The 15456-nt window shown below is 57.7% G+C and carries 15 protein-coding genes; 7 read left to right on the top strand and 8 right to left on the bottom strand.

What is annotated here, in order from left to right:
- Positions 1 to 118 precede the first annotated feature (118 nt).
- From KKW20_RS12990 to dusB, 3 genes are read right to left on the bottom strand one after another with little or no spacing between them, the layout of a single operon-like run.
- Entirely contained in the window at positions 119 to 1489 is a 1371-nt protein-coding gene (locus KKW20_RS12990) for a response regulator (RefSeq protein WP_214568332.1), read from the bottom strand.
- An 11-nt stretch (positions 1490 to 1500) separates the two neighbouring features.
- Complete coding sequence (locus tag KKW20_RS12985) at positions 1501 to 2565, bottom strand: two-component system sensor histidine kinase NtrB (RefSeq protein ID WP_214568331.1); 1065 nt, start codon at positions 2563 to 2565, stop codon at positions 1501 to 1503.
- Complete coding sequence (gene dusB, locus KKW20_RS12980; RefSeq protein WP_214568330.1) at positions 2562 to 3539, bottom strand: tRNA dihydrouridine synthase DusB; 978 nt, start codon at positions 3537 to 3539, stop codon at positions 2562 to 2564. The genes KKW20_RS12985 and dusB overlap by 4 nt, the downstream gene beginning before the upstream one ends.
- A gap of 166 nt (positions 3540 to 3705) precedes the next feature.
- Between dusB and ispD the strand changes: the two genes are divergently transcribed.
- The 5 genes from ispD to KKW20_RS12955 all read left to right on the top strand — a co-directional run bounded on the left by ispD (position 3706) and on the right by KKW20_RS12955 (position 7188).
- Positions 3706 to 4371: a 2-C-methyl-D-erythritol 4-phosphate cytidylyltransferase gene (gene ispD, locus KKW20_RS12975; RefSeq protein ID WP_214568329.1), complete on the top strand. Its 666-nt coding sequence runs from the start codon at positions 3706 to 3708 to the stop codon at positions 4369 to 4371.
- A gap of 3 nt (positions 4372 to 4374) precedes the next feature.
- Entirely contained in the window at positions 4375 to 4854 is a 480-nt protein-coding gene (ispF, locus tag KKW20_RS12970) for a 2-C-methyl-D-erythritol 2,4-cyclodiphosphate synthase (RefSeq protein ID WP_214568328.1), read from the top strand.
- Between the two features lie 3 nt (positions 4855 to 4857).
- Complete coding sequence (locus tag KKW20_RS12965) at positions 4858 to 5355, top strand: phosphatidylglycerophosphatase A family protein (protein ID WP_214568327.1); 498 nt, start codon at positions 4858 to 4860, stop codon at positions 5353 to 5355.
- Between the two features lie 3 nt (positions 5356 to 5358).
- Complete coding sequence (locus KKW20_RS12960) at positions 5359 to 5829, top strand: CinA family protein (protein WP_214568326.1); 471 nt, start codon at positions 5359 to 5361, stop codon at positions 5827 to 5829.
- 177 nt (positions 5830 to 6006) lie between these two features.
- The gene (locus KKW20_RS12955; RefSeq protein ID WP_214568325.1) at positions 6007 to 7188 is read left to right on the top strand and encodes an ammonium transporter; all 1182 of its coding nucleotides are present in this window, start codon (positions 6007 to 6009) and stop codon (positions 7186 to 7188) included.
- A 148-nt stretch (positions 7189 to 7336) separates the two neighbouring features.
- Here the strand turns inward: KKW20_RS12955 and KKW20_RS12950 are convergent, their stop codons facing one another.
- Positions 7337 to 8647 (bottom strand): MmgE/PrpD family protein, encoded by a 1311-nt coding sequence (locus KKW20_RS12950; protein WP_214568324.1) that lies wholly within the window; start codon positions 8645 to 8647, stop codon positions 7337 to 7339.
- A 71-nt stretch (positions 8648 to 8718) separates the two neighbouring features.
- Between KKW20_RS12950 and KKW20_RS12945 the strand changes: the two genes are divergently transcribed.
- Entirely contained in the window at positions 8719 to 9996 is a 1278-nt protein-coding gene (locus KKW20_RS12945; RefSeq protein ID WP_214568323.1) for an HlyC/CorC family transporter, read from the top strand.
- A 69-nt stretch (positions 9997 to 10065) separates the two neighbouring features.
- On the opposite strand, the gene KKW20_RS12940 is transcribed toward KKW20_RS12945, so the two are convergent.
- Complete coding sequence (locus KKW20_RS12940; protein ID WP_214568322.1) at positions 10066 to 11616, bottom strand: helicase HerA-like domain-containing protein; 1551 nt, start codon at positions 11614 to 11616, stop codon at positions 10066 to 10068.
- A gap of 478 nt (positions 11617 to 12094) precedes the next feature.
- Between KKW20_RS12940 and KKW20_RS12935 the strand changes: the two genes are divergently transcribed.
- Complete coding sequence (locus tag KKW20_RS12935; protein ID WP_246534602.1) at positions 12095 to 12730, top strand: invasion associated locus B family protein; 636 nt, start codon at positions 12095 to 12097, stop codon at positions 12728 to 12730.
- Between the two features lie 66 nt (positions 12731 to 12796).
- Here the strand turns inward: KKW20_RS12935 and KKW20_RS12930 are convergent, their stop codons facing one another.
- Genes KKW20_RS12930 through KKW20_RS12920 form a run of 3 tightly spaced genes read right to left on the bottom strand, consistent with a single transcriptional unit; the run spans position 12797 to position 15438 of the window.
- Positions 12797 to 14008: a beta-ketoacyl-[acyl-carrier-protein] synthase family protein gene (locus tag KKW20_RS12930; RefSeq protein ID WP_214568321.1), complete on the bottom strand. Its 1212-nt coding sequence runs from the start codon at positions 14006 to 14008 to the stop codon at positions 12797 to 12799.
- Positions 14009 to 14013: 5 nt separating this feature from the next.
- Positions 14014 to 14292 carry an acyl carrier protein gene (locus KKW20_RS12925; protein ID WP_214568320.1) on the bottom strand — a complete coding sequence of 93 codons (279 nt, stop codon included), beginning with the start codon at positions 14290 to 14292 and terminating at the stop codon, positions 14014 to 14016.
- 39 nt (positions 14293 to 14331) lie between these two features.
- Entirely contained in the window at positions 14332 to 15438 is a 1107-nt protein-coding gene (locus tag KKW20_RS12920) for a UDP-3-O-(3-hydroxymyristoyl)glucosamine N-acyltransferase (RefSeq protein ID WP_214568319.1), read from the bottom strand.
- Positions 15439 to 15456 lie beyond the last annotated feature (18 nt).

Here is a 15456-nt window from a genome sequence, read left to right as displayed (position 1 = left end):
ACTCTGTGTCTTTTACGCACAAGTCGGCGTGACAACCGAACCAACCGGCCAACATACATCGCGTGAATTGACTGTGCCTGCAGGAGCACGGTGCCAAATTGCCACGCTTGTTGCCCTTTTACATCAACTTGCGTCGGCGTGTCACCTCGATTTCGAGATCTGTGATCTTTTTACGCAAGGTATTGCGGTTGATCCCAAGTAAATCAGCACATTTGGCCTGATTGCCCCCAGTCGCATCCAAGGCAATCTCCAACAAGGGAAGCTCAATTTCCCTTAAAATTCGTTGATACAGCCCCGCAGGGGGCAACGCGCCGCCGTGTAAATCAAAATAATGCTTAAGGTGGCGGGCAACCGAGGCGGAAAGCCGCTCATCTGGCGCACCAGAGGGCGCACGCCCCCCAACATCCCCGGCCATCGCACGGTCAATTTCCTCGCCCGTGATGTCATTTTCGCCTCCTGTGACCAGCAATCGGGTCATCAGATTTTCCAACTGCCGCAGGTTTCCGGGCCAGGGCTGAGCGCGCAACCGATCCATCGCCGATGTACTCAACCGCCGCTCTGCCAATCCGTCTCCTGCGGTGCGGGCAATGAAATGCTCCGCCAGGGCAGGAATATCCTCCAGCCGTTCGCGCAAAGCAGGCACAGAGATCACCACCCCGGCCAAGCGATAGTAGAGATCTTCGCGGAAGCTTCCGTCGTTAATTGACCCCGAAAGCATCCCCTGTGACGTGGCAACAACCCGAGGGCCCGAGCTGCCGAGCCCGTCAAGGAACCGGGAAAGCCGCGCCTGCGCGTCACTGTCCAGATCGCCAATACCATCAAAAAGGATGGTGCCTTTCCCTGCCCTTGTCATCAAATCTAACAGCGCATCGGCAGGCCCCAAATCATCCGGTGTGGCCACCACAAACGGCGCATCACGACGCGACGAGAAATCGTGGATCGCTTGGGCAATCAACGATTTTCCGGTGCCACTTTCGCCAGTGATCAACACCGGTAAATCCACGTTTAACACCCGCGCCACAAGGCGATACAGCTCTTGCATCGCAGGGCTGCGCCCGACCAAGGGCAAGTCGGAGCCGGCAGGCGCATTGATGACATTTTCTGGCGATTGTGACGGGCGCAGGCGTTTGCGTTCCAACGCCTGCCCCACCCTTTTCATCAAGTCAGGAAGGTCAAACGGCTTGGGAAGATAGTCAAACGCCTCTGCCTCGGCCGCTTGAATGGCGGTCATAATGGTGTTTTGCGCGGAAATCACAATCACCGGCAAATCCGGGCGCATTTTGGCGATTTTGGGCAGGCTTTCCAGCCCATTTCCATCGGGCATAATGACGTCAGAGATCACCGCATCCCCACGCCCTTCCTCGACCCACCGAAGCAGGGTGACCATCGACCCGGTGGCATGCACCCGACACCCCGCCCGCGTCAACGCCTGTGTCAGCACGGTTCGAATTGTGCGGTCATCGTCAGCAATTAGGACGGTTCCATCCATCGGTCAGCTCCTTAAGCGTCGCTCGAAAGTTGATTTGAGGGCGCGCGTGGCGCAACGGGCAGAGACAGGCGAAACACGGTGTGGCCCGGACGGCTGTTCACCGCGATTAATCCACCGTGGTCAGTGACAATTTTGGACACCAGAGCCAAGCCAAGTCCGGTGCCGTTTTCCCGCCCAGAGACAAAGGGATCAAACACCTGTTCTGCAATATCTGCGGGCAATCCGGGGCCATTGTCTATGATCTCAACCTGAAGCGGCAAGTTTGCGCGTTCCCCGTCAGCTTTGCGCAGGCGCACGCCCGGATCGTAAAATGTTCTGATCGTGATTTTCCCTTTATTGCCAGCGGCTTCTGATGCGTTGTTCAGAAGGTTCAAGACCACCTGCATCAACTGGTCTTCGTCCACAAAGGTCAAGGGAAGCGACGGATCATAGCTTTCGGATATGTCACAACCGCCCGCGAACCCAACCCGCGCCGTGGCCCGTGCGCGTTCAAGAATATCGTGGATGTTCACCGGTTGGCACGCGGGCGGGCGCAGATCGCCAAATTGCTCCACCTGATCCAAAAGGGCGACAATCCGGCGGCTTTCGGTGACAATAAGGTCGGTCAATTCGCGATCCTCAGGGCTCAGCCCCATCGACAGCAATTGCGCGGACCCGGTGATGCCTGCCAGCGGGTTTTTGATCTCATGCGCCAGCATTTCCGCCATTCCGATCGCCTGACGCGCGGCTTTTGATCCCTGAAGCTGGCCAAGATGCTCGGCCTGTCGTGGATGCAGCAACATCAGCAACCCCTCGCCCATCGGCGAGATTTGCACAGTGACGTCGCGCGGCGCACCGTGATGCGGGGTGAATTTCACCGCGTCCACGTAAAGCGGCCCTTGCACCTGTGTGACCCGCGCCACCGCGTCCGCCAGATCCAATCCAAGCGACAGCGTGTCTGCACAGGATTTACCACGAAGGCTGCGTTCAGACAGGTTCAAGAACACCTCGCCTGCGCCGTTGACCCGTTGGATGGCCCCGTCTGAGGACAATTCAAGCGCGGGGACAGGAAGGGCGGACCATAAAAGATCGCTCATGCAGCTTCCCTTTCAAGGAGGGCCACTGGGATCAGGTCGAGCACCTCTTTGGGATCACGAGAAGACAGGATTTTGCGGCGCAAATCCGGCGTGGTGCCGGCGTGATCCATATACCAACCAAGATGTTTTCGAATGACCCGCGCGCCCAGATGCGCGCCATAAAACGCAAGGCTGTCGCGATAGTGCGTCTGCACCATGTGTATCAGCCCATCGCCGGCGGGGATCACAGGTGGCGCCGCGCCAAAAAGATCATGGGCCACCTGTTGCAACAGCCAAGGTTGCCCACCGGCCCCCCGCCCGATCATCACACCATCGGCGCCGGATTGTTCCAAGGCCATGCGTGCGCTTGCCGTGTCGATGATGTCGCCATTGGCAATCACCGGGATGCTCACCGCGTCTTTCACCGCACGAATGGCGGCCCAATTGGCATGGCCTTTGTAGAACTGACACCGTGTGCGGCCGTGGATGGTGATCAGCTGAATGCCCGCCGCCTCGGCCCGCGCGGCCAATTCAGGCGCGTTTATACTGTCGTCATCCCAGCCAAGGCGGGTCTTTAGGGTCACGGGCACGGCCACCGCGCCCACAATCGCCTCGATCAACCGAAGCGCATGATCCAGATCGCGCATCAGGGCAGAGCCAGACAGCCCGCCGACAACTTTACGCGCGGGGCAGCCCATGTTGATGTCGATGAGTTTGGCACCATTGGCTTCCACCATGCGCGCCGCTTCACCCGCCCAATACACATCACGCGCGGCCAGTTGAACGGCGGTGTTTTCCAGCCCAAAGCCCAGTTCGGCCCGCTCTCGCACGCCGGGTTTGGCTTGCACCATTTCTTGGCTTGCCACCATTTCAGAGACCACAAGACCGGCACCAAACCCGCCCACAAGCGCGCGAAACGGCAAATCGCTGATCCCGGCCATCGGGGCCAGAATAACGGGGGCATCAAGTGTGATATTTCCAACCTTCAGCGTCATGCCTATTCCTTGAGCAGTTGGGAAAACCCTGCGCGCGCCCCTGCAAATCCACAAGAATTCCCGTGTCGCGCGCCTGTTGAATTTCATAGTTGCACAAAATTTAGGCGGTTTCCATGCCGCAAATGCCCCCATTGTCACCTTTGTCAGCACCCCCTAAACAGGAGGCATGGAAAAGAAACCTTGTAAAATTGCCGTTTTGATTGTGGCGGCGGGGCGTGGCACGCGGGCAGGCGCTGGTGCGCCGAAACAGTGGCGTTCTTTGGGAAACGGCACGGTGGCCGCCCAAACGGTTTCGGTGTTTCAAGCCCACACCCAAATCACTGACATTGCGATGGTTATTCATCGTGATGATCGTGACATCGCGAAGCAGCTGACCGGGGTGCGCCTGATCCAGGGTGGGGCCACGCGCGATGCGTCTGTGTTGGCGGGGCTTGAGGGGCTCACCCACACAAAACCTGACCTCGTTTTGATCCACGATGTTGCCCGCCCTTTGGTGAGTGCGCAGGTGATTGATGATGTGATTGCCGCGCTAAGCACCACGCCCGGCGCGGCCCCCGCAATCGCCGTCACAGACGCCTTGTGGCGTGGCAACAACGGTCTGGTCACTGGCACAGAAAACCGCGAAGGGCTGTACCGCGCGCAAACTCCGCAAGGGTTTCATTTCGACAAAATCCTTGCGGCACATCACGCCCACCCCGGCGGCGCCGCCGATGATGTTGAGGTGGCCCGCCACGCGGGGCTTGACGTCGCCATCGTGCCGGGCGAGGAGCGGAATATGAAAATCACCACGCCTGAGGATTTCGCCCGGGCTGAGCGCTATTTGAAAGGCTGACACATGGATATTCGGGTGGGACAAGGGTATGACGTTCACGCGTTTGAAGCCGGTGATCATGTGGTGCTGTGCGGCGTAAACATCCCGCACACCAAAGCCTTAAAGGGCCATTCTGATGCGGATGTGGGCATGCACGCGCTGACAGATGCAATTTACGGCGCATTGGCAGATGGCGACATTGGCCAGCATTTCCCCCCCTCAGAGGCAGAGTGGAAAGGCGCTGAAAGCCATATTTTCCTGCGTCACGCCGTAAAACGCGCCACGGATCGGGGGTATCAAATTTCAAACGTCGATGTGACCTTGATTTGTGAACAGCCCAAAATTGGCCCCCATGCGGTTGCGATGCGCAACGCTTTGGCCCAGATTATGGGGATGGAGGTGGACCGCGTGTCGGTCAAGGCCACCACATCTGAGCGTTTGGGCTTTACGGGGCGTGAAGAGGGAATTGCCTCAATGGCTGTCGCCACATTGATCAAGGATTAAGACATGCAGCGCTCTACCGCGAAACTGATTGCAACCTTCTTTTATTCTGGGCTGCTGAAGCCTGCGTCCGGGACGTGGGGCACTTTGGCCGCCCTGCCCTTTGCGTGGCTGTTGCATGTGATCGGCGGGCCGATTGCGCTGACCGGGGCGACAATTGCCGCCTATTTGATCGGGTTGAAAGCCACCGAAGCTTATACGGCCGGGTCCGACGATCATGACCCCTCCGAAGTGGTGATCGACGAGGTGGTCGGCATGTGGATCACCCTCTTCCCGGTGTCTTTTGGCGCGCAGATGATGGGGGCAGACATTCTGGCGCTTTACCCCGGTTGGATTGTCGGCTTTTTGGCGTTTCGCTTTTTTGACATCACCAAATTTGGCCCAATTGGCACGGCGGATCGTCGTGGGGACGCAACGGGAGTGATGATGGATGACGTTTATGCGGGCATTGCTGCCGCGATCACGGTGGCTGGCGCCGCCTATCTTGGCCATGCGATGATGTGATCCATGCAAGCCGCTGATCTTTTAGACCTTTGCCGTACCAAATCGCTGAAAATTGCCACCGCTGAAAGCTGTACGGGTGGCATGGTCGGCGCGTGGCTGACCGAAATTCCAGGCAGCTCGGATGTCTATGATCGCGGGTTCATCACCTATTCCAATGCCGCCAAACAGACGATGATTGATGTCTCAGCTGATACGCTTGGCCGATTTGGCGCGGTCAGCGAAGAGGTTGCCCGCGAAATGGCGGCGGGGGCCTTGGCCAAATCTGACGCCGACCTAAGCGTATCGATCACGGGGATCGCTGGCCCCGGCGGGTCAGAGCATAAACCCGAAGGCCGCGTGTGCTTTGGCGTCGCAAGCCCCAATGGCATCACCACAGAAACGGTGGAGTTTGGCGCAATTGGCCGCGAAAATGTGCGGATGAACGCCGCACGCCATGCCTTGATCCTGTTGGCAACAGCCGCAAGTGACGCCTGACACCCCGTGTTACCGGCGCCCGTTAATGCGCCAAACACCGACACTTCGCGCCTATATTTTGGGCAGATTGCAAAATCTTAACCCTCCGCCCCCATAATTTCTGCTTCCCCTTTCACCTTTCGCCCTCTTTCGCGCCAGAAAAACAGGCAAACGCGAAATAACCCTAAGGAGGGGATTATGAACGGGGCTGATACCGCCTGGATACTTACCGCAACGGCTTTGGTGCTGTTTATGTCATTGCCGGGTCTGGCGCTTTTCTATGGCGGATTGGTGCGTGCACGAAATGTGCTGAGCGTCTTTATGCATGTCTATGCGATCGCCTGTTTGATGAGCGTGCTTTGGCTGGTCGTCGGCTATTCGATCGCCTTTGGCGGCTCTGATCACGGCGTCTGGGGCGGTTTGGGCAAAGTGTTTTTGAACGGGGTCACCGCAGACAGCCTGTCGGGCACTCTTCCTGAAATCCTGTTCTTTGCGTTCCAGATGACCTTTGCAATCATCACCCCTGCGCTGATTGTCGGCGCCTATGTAGAGCGGGTCGGCTTTGGCTTTGTGATGCTCTTTTCTGGCCTTTGGATGCTGATGGTCTATGCGCCTGTGGTGCATTGGATCTGGGGGGGCGGCATGATGTCGGACGGTGGCATTTTTGGCGCCGTGGGCACCAAGGATTTCGCAGGCGGCATCACCGTGCATGAAACCGCTGGCATCGCCGCCCTGATCATTGCCTATGTGCTTGGCCCACGCAAACATCGCACCACGCCGCCACATGCGCCGGGTCTTGTGTTCATTGGCGCAGGTATGCTGTGGGTGGGCTGGTTCGGCTTTAATGGCGGGTCGCAACTGGCGGCAGACGGCGGCGCCGCGATGGCGATCACCGTCACGCATATTTCTGCCGCGACCGCGTCCCTGACATGGGCGCTGTGGGAGAAAATCAAATACGGCAAGGCGTCTTTGGTGGGCATCGTGACCGGAACCATCGCAGGGCTTGCCTCGATCACGCCCGCATCTGGTTTTGTCGGCCCCCTTGAGGCCCTTGTCATTGGCGCTGTGGCCGGGGTCTTGTGCCAAGAAGCAGTCAATCTGGTGCGCAATAAGCTGCGGATTGACGACACATTGGATGTCTTTGCGGTGCACGGTGTGGGCGGCATTTTTGGCACCATTATGATCGCTGTGTTCGGCCACGGTGCTTGGGTCGCCCAATTGGGCGCGCTCGCGATTGTTGGCGTCTTTACCTTTGTGGTCACGCTGGCGCTGGTCAAGCTGGTGGCGCTGGTGACGCCCATCCGTGTCGATCTGGAAACCGAAACCAACGGGTTGGATCTGACAGCGCATGGCGAGCGGGCGTACGACTTTATGTCCTAAAAGCTGATCCTTCAGCCAATCGGCAAAGCCGCGTTACAGCACCCGAAAAAGAAGGCGTAACAGCCGTTCTTTCACACCACCACTCACGGGCGGGTGCAAGCAAAAGCGGGGATCCTGAGATGGGTCCCCGCTTTTATTCATAGGATCGTCATGCCAATCGCAACAACCGCGTAAGCGAGGACAGCTCTACCCCATCCCCGCGCCCTTCAATTGCCGCCCACAGGCGATCAGCCTGCGCCCCAAGTAAAGCACGCGATTTGGCCCGCAACTTACGGCGCCGCGTGTCTATTTCCATCGGCGCCGCCAGATCAAACTGCGCCTGTTTGCGCCCATCTGTGGTGTCGATCACAAGGCGCGCCTCGGTTTCTGACAGGGCGTCATTGCCAACCACCTCGACCTTTTGCGCAAGTGCCATAAGCGCGGGGGCCGTGGCGATCTCGTCGGTGAAACTGTCCAGCGCGGCAGTGTCCTGTCCTGCCACCACCATCGCGGCCACATGAGCATAGGAAAACTTGACCTCCAACCCGGTTCGAGGCGCGTTTTTGTTGCAAACACTCAGCCAGCGCGGATGGGTTTCCATCTGCAAGCGCACCAGTTTTTCAGGGCTCAGCATCAAAGGCGACAACGCCTCGATCATCGCGTGGGTGCCGTGGCAACAAGCGTGAAATTTATGCGAAATGGTTTGGATCTTCCACATGGTTCCCAAGCCGGCAAACGCGTGGATATTACCTTCGCCTGCATGGGTTGGTCCAAACCCTTGTGCGCCATCAAGCCCGTGTGGGGATGAGATAAAACCAGCGTGGGCCGCGCGTGCAACCTCGACCCCGGTTTGGGCCGCCATACCCGCGTGATAAGGTTTCCCCATCGTTCCGAATTGGCTTTTCAACCCTGCTGCACGGGTGGAACACAGCCCAAGGGCATGGGCGGTTTGATCGGCATCCAGCCCCATCAAGCGCGCCGCGGCCACCGTTGCCCCAAAGGCGCCCGCCGTTGCGGTTTGATGAAACCCGGTTTGGTAATGCGCGCGCCCCAGCCAGATCCCGACGCGGATAGAGGCCTCTATCCCGATCAGTGCGGCCTGCAACGTCTGTTCCCCCGAAAGATCAAACGCTTCGGCCACCGCCAAAGCCGCCGGAATCACCGCCACAGAGGGATGGCCGATATGGGCAAAATGCGTGTCGTCATAATCAAGCGCATGGCTGGTTGCCCCGTTGATCAGCGCAGCCGTTGGCATCGGAAGTCGCGTGGCGCACCCAATCACGGTTGCCGCGGGCGTTCCCCCGTCCGACATCCCCAAAGTGCGCGTGATCTTGGCAACAGGTTCCCCCGCCCCCGCAATCGCCACAGACGCCCAATCCAAAAGCGAAAGGCGCATCATTTCAAGCGCCTGAGCGGTCTCCGCGCTTTCATCCAGCGGCGCATGGGTAAAATTCACCAACGCATCAATCACATCAGACATTGGGGCACTCCCTTGAAAACAACAGGTTTTGTCCCCATAAGACCTATCATAGAAAGAAAAGGCAAACCGATATGATCGACGCGAGTTTTTGGGCCACCGCAGCCGCCATTCTGGCGCTTTTGGTGCTGTCCGGGTTCTTTTCCGGCTCTGAAACGGCGCTGACGGCGGCCTCTCGGGGGAAATTGCGCGCGCGGGCCGACAAAGGCGATCGCGGGGCGGAGCGGGCTTTGGATATCACCGAAGACAACGAACGTCTGATCGGGTCTGTTCTGTTGGGCAACAACCTTGTGAACATCTTGGCCACATCATTGGCGACCGCGCTTTTTACCCGCATGTTTGGTGACAGCGGCGTGGCAATGGCAACGCTTGTGATGACGTTTCTTGTGTTGATTTTCGCCGAAGTCCTACCGAAGACCTATGCAATCACCCGCCCCGAAGCGGCCGCGGGCTATGCCTCTGGTCCGATTGCCGCGATCATCTTGGTGTTTTCGCCGATTGTTGCCGCTGTGCGCGCCATCACTCGTGGTGTGTTGCGCCTGTTTGGTGTGCAGATCGACCCCGACAGCCACGTTCTGGCCGTGCGTGAGGAAATTGTCGGTGCGATCAATCTTGGCCATTCCGAAGGCACCGTTGAGAAAGAAGACCGCGACCGGATTTTGGGCGCGCTGGATTTGGGCGACCGCGTGGTGGAAGAGATCATGTTGCATCGCTCTAAGATTGAAATGATTGATGCCGACGCTGCCCCGTTAACCGTGCTGGAACAAATCCTGGCCTCGCCGCACACCCGCCACCCGGTCTATCGCACCGAAAAAGAAAACATCATCGGCGTGATTCACGCAAAAGACCTGAGCCGCGCCATGTATACCTTTCAATCTTCAGGGAAACCTCTGGACGATTTTGATGTGATGCAGGTGGTGATGGAGCCGTATTTCATTCCCGAAACCACCACGCTTGACGATCAAATGCGCCAGTTTCTGCGCCGTCACACCCATTTTGCGCTGGTGGTGGATGAATATGGCTCGCTTGAGGGGTTGATCACGCTGGAAGACATTCTGGAAGAGATTGTGGGTGAAATTACCGACGAATTTGACCCCGATGAAGAACATGAAATCGAGCGGTCCCCCGACGGGCATTTCCTGATCGACGGTGCGATGACCATTCGCGATCTGAACCGCGCGACGGATTGGAACCTGCCGGATGAAGAGGCCAACACCATCGCCGGGTTGGTCATCCATGAGGCGCAGATGATCCCAAATGAGGGGCAAGTGTTCAGCTTTCACGGCTTTCGCTTTGAGGTGTTGAAACGCGAAGGCAACCGCATTGCGCAGCTGAAAATCCATCCGTTGTAAGGCGTTGAACACTTCACACGCGGGCCGTTTGTGCCAAATTTGGTGTGAAGTGTTGTGCCAGCCTGTGTGTTAGCGCCCTTTGAAAAGCGACCCAAAGATGCCACGAACAATGCGCCGCCCCGTGGTGCCTTTTAACTCTTTTATCACAGCTTCTGCCATGGCTTCGCCAAAGCTGCTGTCGGATTTGCGCGTGCTGCGGCGCGAGGTGGACCGGCCCACTTTGGAACCAGAATAGCGACGACCAGCGCGGTATTCACGTTCCGCCGCACTTTCAATCTCTTCCTCGGCGCGCTCGGCATCCTCGGCTTCTTTTGCGGCTTTATCCGCGCGGGCTTTTAGAACCTCAAAAGCGCTTTCGCGATCTTTCAGCGCCTCATACTTGCCCGCAATGGGGGACGCGTTGATCACCGCTTGCCGCGTGCTGGGGGCCAATGGACCAAGTTGCGAGCTGGGGGGGCGGATCAACGTCCGTTCAACCACACCTGGCGCGCCTTTGCGTTCCAGAAACGAGGTCACAGCCTCGCCCACACCCACATCGCGAATGGCATCTTCGGTCGAGAACCGCGGATTGTCGCGATAGGTTTCCGCCGCCAATCGCAATTGTTTGCGGTCACGCGCGGTGAAGGCGCGCAAGGCATGCTGGATACGATTGCCCAGTTGTCCCAAGATATCCTCGGGCACATCTGCCGGATTTTGTGTGCAAAAATAAACCCCTACGCCCTTTGAACGAATAAGACGGGCCACTTGCTCAACCTTATCGACCAAGACTTTGGGCGCATCATCAAACAGCAAATGCGCCTCGTCAAAGAAGAAGACGACCTTGGGTTTGTCCGGGTCGCCCACCTCTGGCAGCTCTTCAAACAATTCAGATAAGAGCCACAAAAGGAATGTCGCATAAAGGCGCGGTGCCCCCATCAACTTGTCCGCCGCCAAGATCGAAATGCGGCCCCGCCCATCCGCATCCGTGCGAATAATGTCCGAAAGCTCCAACGCGGGTTCCCCAAAAAGCTTGGAGCCACCTTGGTTTTCCAGCACCAGCAAAGACCGTTGAATGGCCCCGACAGAGGCTTTGGAAACATTGCCATAGCGCAGGCTGAGATCTTTGCCATTTTCCCCGACCCAAACGAGTAAAGCTTGCAAATCTTTGAGGTCCAAAAGCGGCAGCCCCTGTTCATCCGCCACACGGAACGCGATGTTCAACACCCCTTCCTGGGCGTCCGTCAGTTCCAGCATACGGGCCAGTAAAAGAGGGCCCATTTCGGTGACTGTGGTGCGGATCGGGTGGCCTTGTTCCCCATATAGATCCCAGAACGTCACGGGGAACGCCCCGTAGCTGTAGTCGTCAAAACCGATCTTTTCGGCGCGTGAGGTGAAGGCATCATGCAGTTTGAACGCCTCAGATCCGGCCGCAGCCAAGCCAGACAAATCGCCTTTCACATCGGACAAAAATACCGGAACGCCCTGTGCTGCGAAATTTTCGGCCATGATCTGAAGCGTGACGGTCTTCCCTGTCCCAGTGGCCCCGGCAATCAGCCCATGTCTGTTGGCATACTTCAGCAACAAGCCTTGTTTTTCGGCGTAATCTTCGCCGCCACCGCCAATGAAAATTGCATCGCTCATCTGTGCTGTTGCCTCTGTTCTAATAACGTTCTCAAAAACAATACTTAATTAACCTATATACGCCAGAGTGAATTTATTCCCATGTGGCTTCGGCCCGGGAATACTTCCTCCCTGTCAGACTGCCGCGCCTTTTTGGCGCGGCTTTTTTTTGATCTGGATCAAAATGGTCTTGACCGTTTGCCTTACGTGACTTAGCGTCTGAACAGCAATATGCCGGTCAGTCCGGCAGGGAGAGAATTAGAAAAGGATCCGCGGAAGACGGGTCCTTTTCTTATTTCTATCTTGTCATCTCGATCAGACCAGTCGTGATGATAAATATGGCCGCATCATTGGCGATCCGCCCCTCTCTTTTCATTCCTTTTGTAAAGCCAGCGGATTTCCCCACTCGACGCCTTTTCCACCTGACACCCACTGGGCTGCATGATATGCCGGGTTCAAACGGTAACTAGACGTTGGAAGACGGATGATGAAAATCGATATGATTAAACCCCTTACCATTGCTGCCCTTTTTGCTTTGGGCGCCCCGGCTTTGGCGCAGGACAGCGGTACAGCCACCCCCACAGATACCGCCGAAACGCCGGCGCCTGACGCAGAGATGCCCGCGGTCGATATGGGCACCGAGGTCACCAGTGAAGAGCGCGTGCCAGGTCAACCTTATGTCACCGAAGTGGTGGGCGATTGGGAAATGAAATGCCTGACCAATCCGAACGGCGATGACCCGTGCCAGATGTACCAATTGCTGAAAGACGAACAGGGCAATTCGGTTGCAGAAGTGTCCTTGGGCAAACTGCCAAAAGGCGGTCAAGCCGTCTCTGGCGCAACCATCGTGGTGCCGCTTGAAACACTGCTGACCCAGCAATTGACCTTGGCGGTTGATGGCGGCCAGACCCGTCGCTATCCCTTCCGTTTTTGTGCACAGCCCGGCTGTGTGGCCAATATCGGTTTCACCGGCGCCGAGATCACTTCGTTTAAAAAAGGTGCCAAATCCACGGTGACAATCGTGCATGCCGCGGCCCCCGCGCAGAAGGTCAACCTGACCATGTCATTAAAGGGCTTTACCGCCGCCTATGACAAACTGGTCACACCTGAAACGTCGGACGCCCCAGCCCAGTAAATCCCCTGTGGAACAGAAGAAAACGCCGCCCGGTTGAGGCGGCGTTTTTTATTGGAATTGGGGTCGTTACGGTGCTTTTCGCAAAGCCAAGACGGCGTTTAGCCCACCAAAGGCAAAGGCGTTGGACAGGGTTGCGCCGACCTTTGCCTCACGCGCCTCATTGGGCACCACATCCAACGCGCATTCCGGGTCGGCATCCTGATAGCCAATGGTGGGTGCAATCACCCCCTCACGAAGCGCCATGATGCAGGCGAGCAACTCTACGGCGCCGGTGCCACCGATCAGATGCCCATGCATCGCTTTTGTGGAGCTGATCATCAAATCATCCGCATGATGCCCAAACGCATCAGCCACCGCCGCACATTCGGATTTATCATTGGCGGCGGTGCCGGTACCATGGGCGTTGATGTAACAAATGTCTTCAGGGTTCAGTCCCCCATCGCGAAGCGCACCTGTAATGGCCCGCGCGGCCCCTTGTTTGGACGGCATCACAATATCAGAGGCATCAGAGGTCATGGCAAATCCGACGATTTCGGCAAGAATGTCGGCACCGCGCGCCTTGGCATGCTCATATTCTTCGAACACAAAGACCGCTGCCCCCTCGCCCTGAACCATGCCGTTGCGATTGGCTGAAAAGGGGCGGCAGGCGTCTTTTGACATCACGCGCAACCCTTCCCACGCCTTGATCCCGCCAAAGCACAACATCGCCTCAGACCCGCCGGCAACCATGACATCCGCCATGCCGCCGCGGATCATCTGCATTGCCTGACCCATCGCGTGATTTGAACTGGCGCAGGCTGTCGCCACGGTGAAACTTGGCCCCTTAAGGTTCCATTCCATCGACACATGGCTGGCCGCGGCATTGTTCATCAGCTTTGGCACGACAAAAGGATGCACCCGGTTTTTGCCGTCTTCATAGACCGAGCGGTAGTTTTCATCGAGCGTGTTCATCCCCCCGCCCGAGGTGCCCAAAACCACCCCTGCCCGCGTGGCCATTTCGCCCGAAAAGCTCAGGCCAGTTTGGCCAATCGCCTCTGCGGCCGCCAACATTGTGAACTGGGTAAACCGGTCAAAAAGCGCGATCTTTTGGCGGTTGAAATGGGCCTCGGGATCATAGCCTTTGACCTGCGCGCCAATACGGATCGACAGGCGTTCCACATCCTGAAATTCAAGCGGGCCAATGCCACAACGCCCTTCGCGCATCGCCTCTAACGTCTGTGGGACATTGCGCCCAAGGGCGTTGATGGTGCCCTGCCCGGTGATGACAACTCTGCGCATGATGATCAGCTGGCCTGCTGCGTCACAAGGGTTTTCACCGCCGCCACAATCGCCGCCACGGATGAGATATCAAAATCGCTTTCCGACGGGTCATTGGCGTTGAACGGCACCGAGATATCAAAGGCTTCTTCGATTGCAAAAATGCTTTCGACCAGCCCAAGACTGTCGATGCCCAGATCCTCAAGCGTTTGATCCAGGCTGACATCGCCGGGTTCAAGCACGGCTTGTTCGGCGATGATTTCGATCACGCGGGTTGTGGTTGTGTCCGTCATTTCTTTGGTCATCTTTGGCCCCATCTCTGGCCCCGATCAGCGGAGCTGCTCTTAGGTCTTATCCACAAGGTTTGAAACAGTTTTTTGAAGGTCGCGCAGGGTTTGTGCAAGACGTGGCAGGCGGCGCAATTCGCGGCGAATGGCCATTTCCGTCTCGATCTTCACTGCGGGGCTGCCCAAAACGGCGCGCCCAGCAGGTACATTGGTGTAAATATTGGTGCCACCGCCCGCAATCACATCATCGCCAATAAAGATATTGTCGCTGACGCCGACTTTGCCGCCCAGCACCACGCGGTTGCCGATTTTGGCCGAGCCTGACACACCCACATTGCCGCACATCATCACATGGTCGCCGACAACGGCGTTGTGGCCCACTTGCACCTGACAGTCGATCTTGGTGCCGCTGCCGATGCGGGTGGCGCGAATGGTGCCCCGATCAATGGTCGAGGTCGCGCCCACTTCGACGTCGTCACCGATTTCAACACCGCCCAGCGAATGCACCCGCGCCCAATGCGCGCTGCCTTCCACGGTGCTGGCCTCTTCGCCCTCAGCCATATTGCCGCGCAGACTTTCCACAGCGCTTTCTTTTTCAAGCGTGACAAAGGAAAACCCGTCCCCGCCGATCACCGCGTTGGATTGCAGCGTGAACCGATCGCCAATGATGCACCCATGCGCAATCCGTGCGCCGGCATGAAGCGTCACATCAGCGCCGATTTGCGTGTCGTAACCAACCGAGACATGCGGCCCGATACGCGCGTTTGCGCCAATCACCACGTCTTTTTCAATCACCACAAACGGGCCAATGGCGGCCCCGTCACCGATCACGGCGGTTGGATGCACAATGGCGCTTGGATGAATGCCCGGTTCAATCCCCAATCCGGGATCCAGGGTCTTGGTCAAAAGCGGCATCGCGGTTTTGCCGCGCGCCAGACACACGGCCCCCTCAAGCCCCAAAGCTTGCCAATCCGCGCCTTGCCACAACAGGGCCGTTCGCGCCTGACCTTGGGCCAGCCCGCCCGCATATTTGGGATCCATCGCCAGCGCAATCTGATCTGGCCCCGCATCGGCGGGTTCGGCCGCACCGGTCAGTACAAGATCGCCACGCCCAAGAACCTCGGTTCCAAGGGCATTCGCAATATCGGCAAGTGTGAATTGCATTCCGCTCTCCTTGTTGGA

Source organism: Aliiroseovarius lamellibrachiae, from assembly GCF_018599245.1.
GTDB classification, from domain to species: Bacteria; Pseudomonadota; Alphaproteobacteria; order Rhodobacterales; family Rhodobacteraceae; genus Aliiroseovarius; species Aliiroseovarius lamellibrachiae.
Note: the sequence above shows the minus strand (reverse complement) of the source record. Positions and strands in the feature narration are given on the sequence as shown.

Excerpts from the sequence above, each read along its gene's own strand:
- KKW20_RS12945 (WP_214568323.1), top strand. The coding sequence starts at position 8,719 with ATGATCGACGCGAGTTTTTGGGCCACCGCAGCCGCCATTCTGGCGCTT.
- KKW20_RS12935 (WP_246534602.1), top strand. The coding sequence starts at position 12,095 with ATGATTAAACCCCTTACCATTGCTGCCCTTTTTGCTTTGGGCGCCCCG.
- KKW20_RS12940 (WP_214568322.1), bottom strand. The coding sequence starts at position 11,616 with ATGAGCGATGCAATTTTCATTGGCGGTGGCGGCGAAGATTACGCCGAA.
- ispD (WP_214568329.1), top strand. The coding sequence starts at position 3,706 with ATGGAAAAGAAACCTTGTAAAATTGCCGTTTTGATTGTGGCGGCGGGG.
- KKW20_RS12930 (WP_214568321.1), bottom strand. The coding sequence starts at position 14,008 with ATGCGCAGAGTTGTCATCACCGGGCAGGGCACCATCAACGCCCTTGGG.
- KKW20_RS12950 (WP_214568324.1), bottom strand. The coding sequence starts at position 8,647 with ATGTCTGATGTGATTGATGCGTTGGTGAATTTTACCCATGCGCCGCTG.
- KKW20_RS12990 (WP_214568332.1), bottom strand. The coding sequence starts at position 1,489 with ATGGATGGAACCGTCCTAATTGCTGACGATGACCGCACAATTCGAACC.
- KKW20_RS12955 (WP_214568325.1), top strand. The coding sequence starts at position 6,007 with ATGAACGGGGCTGATACCGCCTGGATACTTACCGCAACGGCTTTGGTG.
- ispF (WP_214568328.1), top strand. The coding sequence starts at position 4,375 with ATGGATATTCGGGTGGGACAAGGGTATGACGTTCACGCGTTTGAAGCC.
- KKW20_RS12965 (WP_214568327.1), top strand. The coding sequence starts at position 4,858 with ATGCAGCGCTCTACCGCGAAACTGATTGCAACCTTCTTTTATTCTGGG.
- dusB (WP_214568330.1), bottom strand. The coding sequence starts at position 3,539 with ATGACGCTGAAGGTTGGAAATATCACACTTGATGCCCCCGTTATTCTG.
- KKW20_RS12985 (WP_214568331.1), bottom strand. The coding sequence starts at position 2,565 with ATGAGCGATCTTTTATGGTCCGCCCTTCCTGTCCCCGCGCTTGAATTG.
- KKW20_RS12920 (WP_214568319.1), bottom strand. The coding sequence starts at position 15,438 with ATGCAATTCACACTTGCCGATATTGCGAATGCCCTTGGAACCGAGGTT.
- KKW20_RS12960 (WP_214568326.1), top strand. The coding sequence starts at position 5,359 with ATGCAAGCCGCTGATCTTTTAGACCTTTGCCGTACCAAATCGCTGAAA.
- KKW20_RS12925 (WP_214568320.1), bottom strand. The coding sequence starts at position 14,292 with ATGACCAAAGAAATGACGGACACAACCACAACCCGCGTGATCGAAATC.